This window comes from Mesorhizobium waitakense, assembly GCF_056431085.1.
Genome location: NZ_JBWKME010000134.1, coordinates 17,435 through 32,222 on the forward strand (window position 1 = coordinate 17,435; position 14,788 = coordinate 32,222).

Genomic DNA, 14,788 nt, shown 5'->3' on the forward strand with positions numbered 1-14,788 from the left:
CTCAGAGCTCAAGGAGTTTGCGGCTTCGGATTGCATCCTTAGTGAGCACCGAGATGCAAAGGTGGGAATGATCGTAGAGCCACGACGTTTCAAAGACTGGAGCGCCTTCCATAAACGAAGCCATGATACTGGAAACCGGTCTCTGCTGACGCAGGAGCTCGACATAGGCGTTGACGAGATCATTATCGTCGTAGTTCCGGTAAAGCTGGGGGTTGGACGGATCCGAAACCATTGACCATGGCCCCAGTTGGCGCGGCGTACCGATGGCGCCGGCCGCCAGCCGCTTTAGCGCTTCCCAGTGACGGTCGGTACTGTCTAGCAGATTGATGGTGTCCGCGAGGTCGACTTCACATTCGATAACGGCCGGAGCGACGCTAGGAACCTTTTTGCGGCGACGGTCGGCTACTGTTCGAGCCCACTCGGCTGCGCGTCCGGGAGCGCGATAAAACAGGTAGAACCCGGTTCCCAACCAAGATCCTTCCCTAGGAATCAGTTGGAAATCACCGGCCATGATGGCGCTTGCCCTATCCGACGTCGTGCCGTGATAGGCCGTAATGTAACGACCCTCCAAAAAGTCCCCCCCAAAGACGAAAGTAGCCCCGAAGGGCTACCTAGATTTACGAAACGTAACGAACTCTTCCTCTGGATCGGGCTTTAGACCCCACTCCTTATCAAACTTCTCTACCGTCTTGGCGGCGAGCTGTTTGAGCTTTTTCGGCGAATTGACCTTGTCAATTTGAGCAAAAAGAGACGCCATATCAAGGTCATGCGAGGGCATAGCGTCGGGTGGCGAAACGGTATCGGGTTGCACTTTCGTTGCCCTTTCAGGTTTGTCGGGCACAACGAGGCGACCCTCTGAAAAGCCGAAGCGTCGGCCCTTCTTACGAGTAACAACTTTACCGTAGCTCAGCTCATAAGGATGAGCAATTACTTTATTTCCTTGGATTACTGTTTCAGACAACTTCTTTCCACGGGCGTCAGTGATAATAAGGGAGCCTTTTTTACTAGTAATTTGGCCGCCGAAGCCTTTCACAATATCGCCTCTACGGCCCCCAAGCCGTCCGACAATCTTACCTGACTGATCCACGAGCTTATTTCCCTCGATGATAGCTTGTATGACCAAGCCATCATCGATGTTCAGCCGGGACTTCTTTTTGGGGTTGGCGTGAGCTGATTTCGTTTTCAAACGAGAATCCTCAATCTGAATCTGTCCCTGTTATATGGCTCAAAATAGAGGTGGTGCAAGCTAGGACACTCAGGGTTGTCCTCAATGGTACGCGGAACAGCTGCTAAGCCGTACAGGTAGCAACGTCCTGTAACTTTCCACTGGGGCAGGTTTGGCGGGCGAGGCCCCGGGCAGCCTTTGGCAACGTAAAGTGTGCCACTTGCTGCCTCACCAGCCGCGGAGCTGCATTTCTTCGCGATGGATCATACGGCGCCCTTCGCCGGGGGCAGTCGGTCCCGCATCCCGCCTGACGGCGGCGCTATGCTGATGCTGCTAGGGCCGCGCTGTTGAACCGGTCTCAGGGCCACGAACTTTCTCCAGCGCTCAACTGACTTGGTCCCGCTGGCGGGCTTTTCGGTATGCGGGTGGTGCTGGCGAACAAGCGTAGCGTTAGGGAGGGCCAGCGCCCTTGGCCCCTCCTGTCTCTCGTGAAGAGAAAGCCAAGCGATCTGCGATTCCCCTATGCCGCTAACTCAATTCATTAGGCTATCGCTGCTAAGTCTCGGGTGCCAGACACTATTTAAGCCTATGCAACACGAAAAAATAATTGCTCAGGCAGGAGGCAGGTGATTTTGGTGACGCATAACCCGAACCTCGCTGTGCGGGGCTGACGCCGAGCAGATTATCTATGTGCATCTCGACAAGGCGCAGAACTACAAGTTCTCCTACGAAAGTGGCGCTATTGAAGCCCCCGTGATTAACGACCGCATTGTTCTGGTGCTCGAAGGTTCCCAGCCGGCCTTCGTCAAGCGTCGGCTAAAATATCAGATCGTCTAGAAAGGGGCCGTTTGCGGGAGGGGGCGGAATCCTGCGTTAAGGCATTCGCCAACGGTATTCTCCGACTGCAACGAATTCTGACCTTGAGCGTAGGTAATCTTTAATCCGGCGCAGCGTGGAAAAAGGGGCCGGCAGAATTGCCGGCCCCGCTTATTGGAGGACCTACCGGCTCCAAGGCTAGTCCATTTCGGGCTCGGGCTCGGGCGCCGGAGGCTCCGGAGTGAGGTCCGGGGCAGGCGCCGGGACGACGTCCGGGGCGGGTGTCGGCACGACGTCCGGCGCAGGGGCAGGCGCCAGGATGACGTCCGGGGCGGGTGTCGGCACGACGTCCGGCGGAGGCGGTGCGGGAGCAAGCGCCGGATCATTGATCCCCGGAATCACCTGCGGCGCCGGGGCGGGCTCGCCGACAGTCGGCATCTTCAGCGCCGGTTCGGCCGTCTTGGTGGGCGGGGGCGCATTGTTGTACTGCACGTAGCCGCTGGTCCCACCTGGGCCCGTGGTCACCTGGCCCGAGAAGTGCCCATCCTGTCCGGACACCGTCAAGTTGCCGCTCCGATCAATCGATGCGCCGGCGCCTGCGCCGTCTGTCGAGCCACCTGCACCGACGCCGGTGACGCCCTGATGCGCGTCGCCCTGGACGTTGGCGTTCGCCTGTCCGTCGGGACCCTTTTCCAGCGTGATCGGGGGCACATGCTGGTCCGGCGCCTTGCGGTCCGACGCTGCGAGCGTCGTACCCGCCATTGCGCTTACCATCGCCACAATTGCGGTAGTCACAAGATAGTTATTCATCGTGTTCTCCTAAGTCTACACTTGCGTCGCGTATAGGCCTGATTGGCTATCGCCGCGCTTAAAGAATTTCGTATTATCACTTGGCTGTCAAATACTTGGGTGTCACCGATTTTTATTGTGCGGTTATGTGGGTGTAGAATTTCCAGTGTCGGATTCCGGGAGTCGCCGGGGCTTTGTTGCGTCAGAGGCGCAAGCAATTTAAGCTTTCATGTCACACAGGAGGCGCGACCGATGCCAGATGAGTTTGCAGCCGTTCCCGATCGCCCGACGATCCCCGCCGACCGCCGACTCAATGCACAAGCAACCCAACAGCTGACCGCTAGCTTTTCCGCATGGTTTGCTAGGCAGGATGTCAGGGATCACATCGAGTCACGTCTTCCGGATTCCTTCAATTACTTGATTGATAATACGACAAGAACAACCGACAGGGGCAGTCCGGATAATCCTCATCCGTGGTTTGATCTAAGAAACATTTCCAAGACAAAGAACTGGGCTGTTCTAGATCTGCGCAAGCAACAGCTGCGCGCGCTAGTGTTCGAGGAAGCGACCGGTATACTTCTCAACAAGTCACGTGATGCTCTCCCCAGAGATGCGATTAGCTGGATAGCGCTCTGCAACAATGCAGCAGAGTTTGATATCCATAGAACGCTTGTTCGATGGGACCTTCTCAACATGCGGAACCATTTAAAGCTAAATGATTTGTTCATCCCGTATGGGCATGGTAATGGGCATGCCGCCTTTGAGGCGGTTCGCCAGAAAGCCTTGATAACAATGAGCGGGCTCGGCCTTTGGGACGTGAAGTTCGGAGAGCAAACATGGCAAATCCGAATAGGGCATGTTGCATCACGACTGCACAGAGCGCTGTACGTTCCGACTGTCCGGTATTTCGACAGGATCATCGACGGCGAGTCGGCCGTGCGTCCCGTGTTTGGCGATGAACAAGACAGCCAGGATCCTCTTGGTTGAGAGTCTGATGTGATGGGCATTTCCGACCCGGAAAGGGTCCGCATGGGATTGTTTGCCGCCGGCGCCGTGTCCAGAATGTGGTGGAAATCATTCACTGGCTATTTGGCAGGGAATTGCTGAAATCGAAAACCTCCTGCTGGGAGGTCACTCTATATAAAATAATGTTCTTTCTGCTGTACTCAAGCCCGCATAAATCGCGTTACGTTCAAAGAGCACCCCTCGCCGGGGGCGGTCAGTCCCGGGTCCCGCCTGCAGCGGCGCGATGCTGACCCTCCTTAGGCCGCCCTGTTAAACCGGTCTCGGAGTCACGAACCGGCTCCGGCAATGAAATGAAATTGTCCGACTTACGGACATTTCATCGCCTCCACTTTGTACGCCGTTTTTGGTGGTGGCCGCGTTCGCGGCGCGGCTTACGCCGGCATGGATGTGCCTGCGGCACGGGTTCCTGAGTGACGGGAAGAGAGGCGCGCGGCCCTCTCTCCCCAGCAAGCCGCCGCAGGCGGTTTCCCCCATCTTCCGCGGCTTCGCCTTGTGCAGACCGGGGAGACCCCTCCGCCCCCGGGACTTGCCCCCCTCGCTCCCCGCTACTCGCCGCGAGGCAGGGGTTCAGGTGACCTGAACCCTTAGGGAACGGGAATGCCTGAAACGACAATCAAAGGAGCAAGTCCATGAATACCGCTGAAATCACCATCCCGCTCGGCCAGCTGGTGCCGAGCAAGGCCAACGTCCGCCGCGTCAATTCCGAGGCAGGCAGGGCCGAATTGGCCGCCAGCATTGAGGCCCACGGCCTCATCCATAACCTTGTGACCCGCAAGGCCCCGAAGGGAGCCAAGTTTGAAGTCGTCGCCGGGGGGCGGCGTCTGGGGGCGTTGCGTCTGCTCTTAGATGAAGGCCGCACCGTGCAGGGCGTGGCCGTAACCAAGGACTATCCGGTCAGGGCCATCATGCGTGACGAAGGCAGCGATACCGAGATTTCGCTGGCCGAGAACGACCAGCGTGAACCGATGCACCCGGTGGATGAAGTCATTGCCTACCGCGACCTTGTCGAACAGGGCATGGCGGCGGAGGACATTGCCGCGCGCTTTGGCAAGTCCGTTGTGACGGTGCGCCAGCGGCTCAAACTGGCGACCCTGTCGCCACGCGTCCTCGATGCCATGCGCGCCGATGAAGTTACCCTTGAGCAGGCCAAGGCGCTGGCCGTGAGCGACGACCATGCGGCACAGGAGGCGGCTTGGTTCGAGCAGGATGGTTGGAGCCGCAATCCGGGCAGTATACGCTCGTTCCTGACCAGCGCCCACGTGCGCGGCAATGACCGGCTGGCCCGCTTTGTCGGTGTTGAAAACTATGAAGGGGCGGGGGGCGGGGTGCTGCGTGACCTGTTCGCAGCGGATGAACTGACGTTCCTGACCGATCGGCCTTTGCTGGTGAAGCTTGCGAGTGAGCGGCTTGAGGCGGTGGCCGACGAGTTGCGTCCGCTGGGTTGGAAATGGGCTGAAATCAGCCTCGACGGCACTTTCATCCACAGTGGCGGGTTCGGGCGTATTCATGCGGTGCGGCGCGACCTCACCGAAGGCGAGCAGACAGAACTGTCAGCGCTGGGCGCGCAATACGACGAATTGGCAGAGGCTATCGATGCCCATGCCGAGGGCGACCCGCAAATTGAGGCCGACGAGGCCAAGCTGCACGCGCTGGAAAGTCGCATCGAGGCCATCCAGAACGCGGCGGAAGCCTTTGACCCGCAAGAGATGGCGCTGGCGGGTTGTCTCGTGTCGATTTCGTACGATGGCATGTTGCAGGTCACGCCGGGGCTAGTGAAGGCCGAAGACCGCAAGGCCCATGCCGTTTTACAGGGTGGCAACGAAAGCAATGACCAAGACGAGGCCGACGAAGCGGGTCATGAGGAAACACCCGAAGTCGAGGCCACCGGCATGTCGGCGGCCCTCATCGAGGAACTAACAGCAGTTCGCACCGCAGCCTTGCGCGTGGAACTGTCGAACCGTCCCGAAGTGGCCTTGGTCGCCATCCTGCATGCGCTGGTGAGCCGTGTGTTCTATGACTATCACCATGGGCGCATCGAGCCTGCGGTGGAGGTCTCCGGCCAACGCCGTAATCTGGTTCCGTCTATCAAGGAGCCGGATGCCTGCCGCGCCCTGACCGGCTGGAATGAGGTTTTGGAGGGCTGGGGCCATCGGTTGCCCGGCGACCCTGCCGACCTTTGGTCATGGCTGGTGACGCAGCCACAGGATGTGCTGCTTGACCTCTTGGCTGTGGTCACTGCCGCCAACCTCAACGCCGTGGTCGCCCGCCACGAACCCGGCAAGACGCGCATCGCCCATGCCGACTTGATGGCAGTGGCGGTCGGGCTGGACATGCCCCTGTGGTGGACGCCGGACGCAGCGTTCCTGTCGCGACTGTCGAAAGCCGACATCGCGGGTGTGATGCGTGAGGCCGGGTGCACGGACGATGCGGCAAAAGCGGTTGAACGTGCCCCGAAGTCCGAAGGGGTCTTGCAGGCCGAAAAAGAACTGGACGGCAAGGGCTGGCTTCCGGCAGCGCTGCGGGCTCCCTTCAAGGTCGAGAGCGAAAGCTTGGCGGTCGCCGCCGAGTAGGCACGGTGCATCACCTAAGGCCGGGGCAGAGACGCCCCGGCTTTTTTGCGTCCGAATGGCCCTCAGCCGGTATCGAACCGGCCGAGGCCAGGCGAGGGCGCCCCTGGCCCGCCCCTCGCGCTCCCCGCCCACCCAACCGTGCTTCTGTGCAAGGTCTAATGCGGCGCGCCACGTGTCAGCAGATATTTGAAACCGTTCGTCGTCATCCACCGGGCACGCGCAAGATGCGTTTCCCAAGCCCGGAACGCACGTTCGGGCTCGGTCGCGGGGTCGATGTGCAGAACGATCTTGGCAACTTCCCGCCAATCGGCGTCTTCGGCGGCCGCGTCGAGCAGGCGGATGTAGGTCAGCAAGCGCTCTTCATCATATCCGGTAAGGATCGGAGACGTCGGTGCGTCATCGGCAACATCTGGATCAAGAAGCGGCTTGGGCATTCCAGCATTTTAGCGAGGGTCCGCCGCCAAAGCAAAACGTCCCGTTAGTATGGTGCCGCGTCTGATAAGCAGACACTTCATGCGGCGGGTGGGCGAAGCCCGCCGCGCTGCTGATGTGCGGTGATTGCGGCATCCGCATGGAGCTGCGGATGCCGAAGGGGACGATGAGGCCGTGCCGGAAGCTGCATCGACCCCGGCAGGCCCGGCGGAATGTCGCCCTGGCGGCATCGAGCCGCCCGCGACGCCAGCGAGGAGCCCAATGGCTTCCCCTCCTCGCGCTCCTCCCGCCCCGAGTACTATTCGGAAGGAAAGAGAACGGCTTCATAGTCCTGCGCCCCATTCAGGATGTGCAGGATATCAATCCGATCGGCGCCGATACGGTAGAAAATGAGGTAGTTCCCGTGCGGCAAACGGCGCACGTCCGTATGCTCGTACCGCGGCACGAGCGGAAACGCGCGGGGCATGTCAGCCAGCTTGAAACAGTGATCCACGAGTTCGGCAATGAAGCTGTCGGCGCGTTTGGGGTTATCCTGGGCGATATAGTCGCCGATGTGTTCGAGATCGGTCAGGGCCTCATCCGTTATGACGACATTCACGCACCGGGTGCTTTCGCCATTTGCTGGTACTTGTTCCGCAAACGCTTCGCGACTGTTTCCAGCGGCGTCACGCGACCGGCATCGGCATCAGCAAGCCCCCTGGCGATGGCCGCGTCCAAGGCAGCAAGTCGCTTTTCGCGTTCCTCGACCAGCCGCACCCCCTCGCGCAGGACTTCGCTGCGGGATTGATAGCGGCCGTCTTTCAACAAATCGGACACGTACTGCTCAAGGTGGCGTCCGAGATTCGCACTGCTGGGCATGATGCACCTCCTTACCTCCTTATAGCACAGCGTGATAACTGTTATCAACAATCCTGACCCTGGGTGAAGTCGGCGACCCGGTATCATGACCAGCGCCCTGGCGACCTCAACCGCCGGCTGCTCGTCAACGGGTTCGACGTTCTTCAGCGGTCAAGCAGGACCGGGCCTGTCCGCCTCGTCTTCTGCCAACCAGGACATCTCGTGAAGATAGCCCGGTCAGATTTTGCAGAAGTTGGACTTCATGTATTTGATAGCATCGTTCAGCCGGTTTTCCGCTGCGTCGCCTTTTTCCCTGTGGGAATCGTCAAGCGGGCCAATCCGAGGCCATTCGCCCTTATCCATCTCAGGCTGTCGATACTGGCAGTAATACTTGCCCCCGGCAACGCACTGGAACTTTGCCCCCTCGAAAATTGTCGGTTTGTTATCGCCCGTCTGCGTGGCATGTGTCACGTTCGACAGGTCAGCCTTGAGCGTATAGGAGCCAATGGACGCAACATCCTGTTGCGGCGTTAAATCTTTCATCTGATACGTGAACGAACACCCGCCATCATGCGTGACGCTGACCTGAAACATGGTGCGGCTCTGCTGACCATTCGACCCAACCACATCGAGCACAAACGGCTTGGCCGACGAAGAGGTGACTTTTAGACTGAAGCCTTTCTGATCCGAGTGCACGAATCCGTTTTCAAGTCCCGACAGGATGAACGTGGCAACCTCCTCCTGGGATTTGCCGTCGAAAGGCCCGGCTGAGCTTGAGCAAGCCGATAGAACAGACGCGGCAAAGCCCGCTGCAAGCAATTTCGTTTTCATGGTGATGATCCCCAGAGACATCAGTTCGGTTGCTTAAAAAGGAATTTCGGAAGGCCGTGCTCGCGACGAATGTTCGCCACGAGGCACATCTTCCGTTTCATGGAAATCGCCTGTTGTGCGACGTCACTTGCTTTTTCTGGCCAGGAGCGTAAGCGCCCCGAGGACCGCGCCCGCGACCAGGCCCACAACCGCAAACGTGGCGATGTGGCTGACGATCGCTGACTGGTAGGTGGCGTCGGGGTCGGCGGTCGCGAGCATCGACAGTGCGGGCTGCGGTTTCGTCAAGAATCCGACGCCCGCCCCAACGATTGCCCCCACGATGCCGAGACCTATGGCGTTGTTCATGAATTGCTCCCTCCTGAAAATGATTTGGACTTAACTGAAGAACCGGTTAGCGCCGGTGGCCGCGATTTCGAGGGTGCCTGTCTTGCACAGCTCACCCGCCTGTTGCATCTGATAGATAGACGCTCTTGGCGGCGGGTAAGTGTACAGGCCTCAGTGATCCCTATCGCTTGTCCAGCCCGGCGTCGAAATAGTCACCTTCGAAGCCTTTTTGCAGCGCTTGCGATCTTACCAGTTCGCAATCGAGGTGCTCCCCGAAACAGAACACCGCCCCGTAGTCGGGCCAGTTGAAGGGCCGGGCTATGTCCTTCGGCCGGTCGCCATCATTGTAGGTCTGAAAATCGTATTTGAAGGCCTTGGCGTCCAGCTTGGCTCTCATGGTGTCGATGGTATTGGCCGTCCAACCCTGCTTGTTGTGGAGAATGAGAAAATGTTTTGGGGTGGCCTGCGCCATCTCTTGATCGATGAAGCCGACAATGTCCTTGGCCGCGGCCGGCAACACCGCAGCCGTCAGGCTGGCGGCGAGAGCCGTGATCCGAAGAGTCCGGGCGCACGAAATCCTATTCACAATCTTCCTCCGTTGGTTGTGGAACTTACTTCTAAAGTTTGGGGGTGGTGGCGTGCGCGTCGCGAACTGCCTTGGCGCGCTGCTCGACGGATTCCCGGAACCCATTGACCGCATCCCTATCAGCCTTGCTCGCCGCGATGTCGGCCAGGCTGTAGGCCACTCGTTTCACATAATCGCTGGCGGTCTCCATGCCGATCGTCATCTGCTTGTCATGGGCACCGGACTTGACGAGCTGGCCGTGGTTCCAGAACCACGTCATCTGTGTTTCGTTATCGACGCTCGGGGCGCCGTATTTCGCGATGATCGCCGAGCGGAGCGTTTCCAGCAGCGGCCCCCGCCCATCCTTGTAGCTGACGAAGCGGCGCACGTCCGTCGAGCGCTGGCCTGTCAGCGGCGAGGCGAATTCCACCCTCACGCTTTGGCTGGCGGTAGCGTCTTCCGGTCCGGACCAAATGGCGTAGGTGGGGTATCGATTGGCGCCGGTAGCCACAATCTCGACGGTGAAATACTCCTCATCGAGCAGGAACAGGGTTGCCGAATCTGCGTCGGAAAAGCCCTGGCCGGTCAAGATCTTTCGTATGTCGCCGATCGTCTGGGTCAGGCCCACGCCGACGAAGTCGGCTGGCTGGCCATTGGGACGGAACAGCTCTGACTGTGGGGTGACCGCAGGTACGGTTACTTGAAGAGAGAGCCCTTCCTGAGCGCAAACAGGGATGACGGCGATCGCCAGCAGGCTGCACGTCAAAAGGAGTCTAATCTTGACGAAAGACAGGCCTGCGCTGCGTCTCAAGGGTGCACCTGTTGGTGGTGGAGAGACGAGACGTTTACGCAGAAATCACGAGATTTGAGTTCGAATATAAGCCCACGCTAACTAACGCGGCATTGGCTTTTATGCGCAAAATTTAGGCAAACAGTCGTGACCAGCACCGAAAATATCGTCAAAAATGTCAGGGCATTGATGTTGCATATGTCGTGATTTTTGAAGAGCAAAGGAGGCCGCGCAAATGAAATACGGATACGCAAGGGTCTCCACCGAGGCTCAAGACTTGACTATACAGGTCGAGCGTTTGCAGGAGGCTGGCTGCGAGAAGATATTTTTCGAGAAACGCAGCGGCAAAGACGCGAACCGACGCCAATTGCAGAGGCTGTTGAAAGCCCTGAAACCTGGCGACTTGGTTCACGCGGTCGTCAGCGACCGGATTGCCCGCGACCCCGTTGATATGCTGGATATTCTCAGAACGGTCACGGCTGCTGGCGCCGGCCTGCGCCTTCTTGACGAACCTTTCATCGACACGACATCGGAGATGTCCGACCTGATGCTCTTCCTCCTGGGCTGGGCAGCCAAATGGCAGCGCCGTCGAATTCTCGAAAACACCGCGAATGGCCGCGCCCGGGCAAGGGCGAAAGGCGTCAAATTTGGTCGCAAGCCGAAACTGTCGCTGCAGCAGCGTCTTGAAGCGCTTGCCAGGCTAGCCGCCGGGGAGGCCAGGCATGACGTTGCAAGCTCATTCAAGGTCAGCGGCAGCACGATTTCCCGATTGCAGGCGGTCGAGGCGGACAGAGAGGACTCCGAGCCGCAGATCTGAACAACGCAACCAGTGGGCTCAGTGCGCGGCCCTTACGGGCTCGGCATCGAGCGTGATATCCACTGGATGGCTACCAAGAAGCTATCCACTTACGCAGACGACCCACGCAGGCTCGGCCGTATTCGAGCGTAGGCCGCAGACCATTGTAGTCCGGAGCTGTTGGCTCCGGGCATTTTTTTAAATCCGACAGCCGCCAAGGCTTCGGCGTCATAGGCCGCCGGGATTGTCGCCTTGGCGGTATCGAGCAGCCCGAGGCGCCAGCGAGGAGCCCAGGTTGGTCCCCTCCTGGAGATCCTCGTGCCCGCTTTCTTTCGATCGTCGGTCGAGCAGGGTAGGGTGGGGTGGCGATAGTGCCACATGCTGCACGACAAACCGGAACACCTCCGTAGCGCGACATCACGTACAAGAAACGCAGGGCCAGTCGGAGACCTGTGCGGCGGGCGACACATGACCAGCGTATGTTGTGCGCCAGAATCGAATGCTACGCCCATCATCTTCACGCTTTGTGGTGGGACGGCGATCGCGTTGCGGCCTGGTTACTTGCGAGCCCTCTCGGTCACATGTCCGGAAATCCGTCTCCGGGTATATCTCCCAATGTCCGTTCGTGTTGTGTTGTCACACACTCTGTCATCTTGCTGTCATATACTACCGGCATATGACGTATGCAAGAATCACTAAAGTCTAGTATGTCTGCGTCAGATTAAGACATAGTTATAAGATTGGAGTATTTAGGTGAATTCTATAAAAAAGGCCGCAAATTCTATTTTGGAGGATGGGTATGCATTACTTAAGGATGACGGGTCGCTTATGCCACTAGTCCATAAGGTATTTGATGCTGGTCCGAAGTTTTTTCGTCGTCCCTTGTCAGAAAAGCTTGCCGCATCGAACAGAGAACTGCTCGAGGGATATATGCCTTTAGGGACCGAGTTTTCGCAAACACCAGATCGACCAGATTTGTGCGAGGGCTTTGCCGTTTGGGGGCGAAATTCCGATCTTCCGAGCGTAAAAGCTTGGACTCAAGAAAATCCACTGCATCAGGCCATCTCACGTGCCTTACCCTTATATACAAGCATTACAAACGCTCTTCTTGAAGAACTGAGGGCTGAGATTAATCCACAAGGCGACGCCATAACAGCCTCAGATGTTTCTTACCTACAAATAAATTACTATCAGCCATCTCAATTTGAGCGCGATACGTTGCAAGATCCTCACGAAGACGGCCACTTAATTACACTGCTGCGTCCCACCGCACCCGGAGCTGAAATCAACATAGGCGAAAACTACACCAGCGTGGCAATTGCGCCGGACGAGTTTTTGTTGATGCCCGGCAGTTTGCTCACCATCGTCACGGGGGGGCGCATCTCGCCTTTACTGCACCGTGTACGCAACAATCGGACTGCAGAAGTTCGTCAATCCCTTATGTTTTTTGCCAATCCCACACTGGACGCCGAAACCCGCCCTTGGCTGGAAAATTCCTCCAACGTCGGCATCAGCGTGCGCAATACGGCAATTGCAAATTCGGCGAATTTTGGCTTGGCCTCCATTGAGGCAGCAAATCCAGCGGCCCACACCTGGCAAAGCGGAATCCTCTGATGAATGCGACCAAGCGCGCCTTAGTGATTGGCGGATCCGGTTTTGTCGGCAGCCATTTGGTGCCTGCCCTGCTAAATCACGGCTTTGATGTGAGCGTGCTCAACCGTGGGAGCAGGGTAACACCAAACGTAGAGCAATTGACTGCAGATCGCACGAGTACTGATCAGCTAGCACAGATCGCGCAAGCTACGAATGGCTTCGACGTCATCGTCGATACGTCATCCTATCATGCGGAGAATACCAGAATTGCTTGGCATGCGTTCTCCAGCATGACCCATCAATGGATCCACCTGAGCAGCGCCGCGGTGTATAAGGAGACACCGCGACGTTGTCCTATGGAGAGCGATCCGATTGGCGGTGGGGCGATATGGGCCGAATATGGGGTAGGGAAATCCGCAGCCGACGCGTTTCTGCTGCAACATGGTGGCGAGACCCCTGTTACGATCTTTCGTCCCCCATATCTGTATGGGCCGGGTAATGACAACGACCGAGAAACATTCGTGTGGGCCCGCTGCCTGCAACATCGGCCTGTAATCGTCCCAGGTGACGGTGAAACTCCTATTCAATTTCTGCACGCCGAGGACCTTGCTAGCGCCATAGTACGAGCATGTGGCGCAGATGCCTCTGGCGCTCACGTATTCAACGTAGCGAGTGCCGAGGTCGTAAGCCTGAAAGAGTGGGTGCGTTTGGTGGCGAACGTGGGCGGCTTTGCCGATCCCGGCATTCGTGCCCTGAACAATGCTGATGACCATACACCGCGTCAGTACTTTCCGTTCCGCGATTACCCATGCTGCTTAGACGTCGGCCTTCTGCCGCGCCGCCTTGATTGGCGCCCAAGTTACAATCTTCGCGAGGGATTTCGGCAAACATTTGAAAAGCAAGACCTCACGTATCTGGCGAACCGGGTCATGGATGCCGAAATTGAGAACCGAATTCTGGCGAGAATTTCGCAACATTAGTCGAGTGCGGAGATCCGCGCTCCAAACGCTATCGAACGTAACGAATAGTCGCAAAGCAGGACACCATGAGTATACGAATAATGGTTTTGAGCTCCGGCGATGCCGCCGGAATAAATTTTTGCAAGTCATTAAAGTTGTGCAAAAATAAATACCATATAATTGGCGTGGAGACGAATATCTACCGACTGCATTACGCCACGGCCGATGAGTTTCACCTTTTGCCCACCGCTTATGGTCCATCCTATTGGACTACCCTGCAAACCCTAATCCGAGAAAGCAAGCCAGATTTCATCTACGCAGCCGATAGCAACATGGAGCTTGAAATTCTGTCGGCGCGAAGAGCCGAAATTTCTGTTCCATTATTCCTTCCGAGCCAAGCAGCCGTGGAGATATATGAGAATAAATGGCAATCTTATCAATTCTTTGAAAAGGCAGGGATAGTTGTCCCCCACACTACTCTGGTAGAGACCCCCTCCGATATCGATCAAGCCCTAGATCGTCACGGTGAAATCTGGCTGCGGGCAATCCGAGGGAGCGGGGGCAGTGGTTCCATGCCGACCACCGACCCAGTATTGGCAAAAGCCTGGATTGACCGTCACAACGGGTGGGGCAATTTTACCGCCGCCGCGATGTTGAGCAAGCGAATGTCGACCTGGATTGGTCTCTGGCACAGGGGCAACCTCGTGGTCTGCCAAGGCCGCGACCGATTACATTGGGAGTATGGGGCTCTATCTCCCTCTGGAGTAACTGGTATCACCGGCGCGCAAACAACGACCAGTGATCCACTCGTTCACAAGATCGCGCTGGAGGCCATTCACGCAGTTCCATATGAGCCGCATGGAATTGTGGCGGTGGATTTAACCTACGATTGCGACGGCATTCCCAACCCCACCGAAATTCAGGCAAGCCGCTTTTATAGTTCGATCTTTTTTCTTGCAAAGGCTGGGTTGAATTTGCCCGACATGTTCGTCGACCTTGGCCTCCAAGGGCAAATTCCAGACCTCGCCCAGAGGCTGCATCCGCTTCCTGATGGCCTGGCATGGCTGAAGGCCATCGATTTTGAATCGGAATTGACAACGCTTGAAAACATCCGTCGTAGAGAAGCGCAGTGCGCAGTGGCTGTTATTGCGTCATAGGGTGGCGTTTCAAACCAAGTTTTCTGATCGGGCCTTGAGCCCCGATGTGACGTCTCCGCTTTTTCAGACGTCGGGGGTTCTTTCCAATTTCAGAACACGACAGCAACTGGCTGATCAATGCTGTGCAATACACACATA

General features: G+C 57.5%; 17 protein-coding genes and 1 pseudogene. 8 read left to right on the forward strand and 10 right to left on the reverse strand.

Translation table 11 applies throughout. The features are described from left to right. Position 1 precedes the first annotated feature (1 nt). On the reverse strand, positions 2-511 hold the full coding sequence (locus AC07FD_RS27125) for a hypothetical protein (RefSeq protein WP_478352340.1): 510 nt from the start codon (positions 509-511) through the stop codon (positions 2-4). Positions 512-607: 96 nt separating this feature from the next. Then, on the reverse strand, positions 608-1,186 hold the full coding sequence (locus AC07FD_RS27130) for a hypothetical protein (protein WP_478352341.1): 579 nt from the start codon (positions 1,184-1,186) through the stop codon (positions 608-610). Between the two features lie 599 nt (positions 1,187-1,785). Between AC07FD_RS27130 and AC07FD_RS27135 the strand changes: the two are divergent. Beyond that, positions 1,786-2,002 (forward strand): annotated as a pseudogene (locus AC07FD_RS27135) (hypothetical protein); the annotation flags it as partial. A gap of 177 nt (positions 2,003-2,179) precedes the next feature. On the opposite strand, the gene AC07FD_RS27140 reads toward AC07FD_RS27135, so the two are convergent. Beyond that, positions 2,180-2,791, reverse strand: coding sequence for a hypothetical protein (locus AC07FD_RS27140; protein WP_478352342.1), 612 nt, complete (start codon positions 2,789-2,791; stop codon positions 2,180-2,182). Between the two features lie 231 nt (positions 2,792-3,022). On the opposite strand from AC07FD_RS27140, the gene AC07FD_RS27145 reads away from it, so the two are divergent. Both AC07FD_RS27145 and AC07FD_RS27150 read left to right on the forward strand, forming a co-directional pair. Continuing rightward, positions 3,023-3,757 carry a hypothetical protein gene (locus AC07FD_RS27145; protein WP_478352343.1) on the forward strand — a complete coding sequence of 245 codons (735 nt, stop codon included), beginning with the start codon at positions 3,023-3,025 and terminating at the stop codon, positions 3,755-3,757. Positions 3,758-4,425: 668 nt separating this feature from the next. Then, entirely contained in the window at positions 4,426-6,366 is a 1,941-nt protein-coding gene (locus AC07FD_RS27150) for a ParB/RepB/Spo0J family partition protein (protein ID WP_478352344.1), read from the forward strand. A 155-nt stretch (positions 6,367-6,521) separates the two neighbouring features. Here AC07FD_RS27150 and AC07FD_RS27155 read toward each other — a convergent pair whose 3' ends face one another. The 7 genes from AC07FD_RS27155 to AC07FD_RS27185 form a co-directional block, all read right to left on the reverse strand. Then, positions 6,522-6,800 carry a DUF2285 domain-containing protein gene (locus AC07FD_RS27155; protein WP_478352345.1) on the reverse strand — a complete coding sequence of 93 codons (279 nt, stop codon included), beginning with the start codon at positions 6,798-6,800 and terminating at the stop codon, positions 6,522-6,524. A 296-nt stretch (positions 6,801-7,096) separates the two neighbouring features. After that, positions 7,097-7,396, reverse strand: coding sequence for a type II toxin-antitoxin system RelE/ParE family toxin (locus AC07FD_RS27160; RefSeq protein WP_095090635.1), 300 nt, complete (start codon positions 7,394-7,396; stop codon positions 7,097-7,099). Beyond that, entirely contained in the window at positions 7,393-7,656 is a 264-nt protein-coding gene (locus AC07FD_RS27165; protein WP_478352346.1) for a type II toxin-antitoxin system ParD family antitoxin, read from the reverse strand. The genes AC07FD_RS27160 and AC07FD_RS27165 overlap by 4 nt, the downstream gene beginning before the upstream one ends. 216 nt (positions 7,657-7,872) lie before the next feature. Next, positions 7,873-8,466: a hypothetical protein gene (locus tag AC07FD_RS27170; RefSeq protein ID WP_478352347.1), complete on the reverse strand. Its 594-nt coding sequence runs from the start codon at positions 8,464-8,466 to the stop codon at positions 7,873-7,875. A 123-nt stretch (positions 8,467-8,589) separates the two neighbouring features. Next, a complete protein-coding gene (locus tag AC07FD_RS27175; RefSeq protein ID WP_478352348.1) occupies positions 8,590-8,811 on the reverse strand; it encodes a hypothetical protein in 222 nt (73 codons plus the stop codon). A 160-nt stretch (positions 8,812-8,971) separates the two neighbouring features. Continuing rightward, on the reverse strand, positions 8,972-9,376 hold the full coding sequence (locus tag AC07FD_RS27180; RefSeq protein ID WP_478352349.1) for a hypothetical protein: 405 nt from the start codon (positions 9,374-9,376) through the stop codon (positions 8,972-8,974). A 31-nt stretch (positions 9,377-9,407) separates the two neighbouring features. After that, positions 9,408-10,166 carry a hypothetical protein gene (locus tag AC07FD_RS27185; RefSeq protein ID WP_478352350.1) on the reverse strand — a complete coding sequence of 253 codons (759 nt, stop codon included), beginning with the start codon at positions 10,164-10,166 and terminating at the stop codon, positions 9,408-9,410. 214 nt (positions 10,167-10,380) lie between these two features. Here AC07FD_RS27185 and AC07FD_RS27190 point away from each other — a divergent pair, with 214 nt between their 5' ends. From AC07FD_RS27190 to AC07FD_RS27210, 5 genes are all read left to right on the forward strand, one after another. Continuing rightward, a complete protein-coding gene (locus tag AC07FD_RS27190) occupies positions 10,381-10,962 on the forward strand; it encodes a recombinase family protein (RefSeq protein ID WP_478352351.1) in 582 nt (193 codons plus the stop codon). Between the two features lie 21 nt (positions 10,963-10,983). Then, positions 10,984-11,094, forward strand: a complete 111-nt coding sequence (locus AC07FD_RS27195) for a DUF2958 domain-containing protein (protein WP_478352352.1) — start codon at positions 10,984-10,986, stop codon at positions 11,092-11,094. A gap of 600 nt (positions 11,095-11,694) precedes the next feature. Further along, entirely contained in the window at positions 11,695-12,555 is an 861-nt protein-coding gene (locus tag AC07FD_RS27200) for a 2OG-Fe(II) oxygenase family protein (RefSeq protein WP_478352353.1), read from the forward strand. After that, entirely contained in the window at positions 12,555-13,514 is a 960-nt protein-coding gene (locus AC07FD_RS27205) for an NAD-dependent epimerase/dehydratase family protein (protein WP_478352354.1), read from the forward strand. The genes AC07FD_RS27200 and AC07FD_RS27205 overlap by 1 nt, the downstream gene beginning before the upstream one ends. Positions 13,515-13,594: 80 nt before the next feature. Then, the gene (locus tag AC07FD_RS27210) at positions 13,595-14,650 is read left to right on the forward strand and encodes a hypothetical protein (protein ID WP_478352355.1); all 1,056 of its coding nucleotides are present in this window, start codon (positions 13,595-13,597) and stop codon (positions 14,648-14,650) included. Positions 14,651-14,788 lie beyond the last annotated feature (138 nt).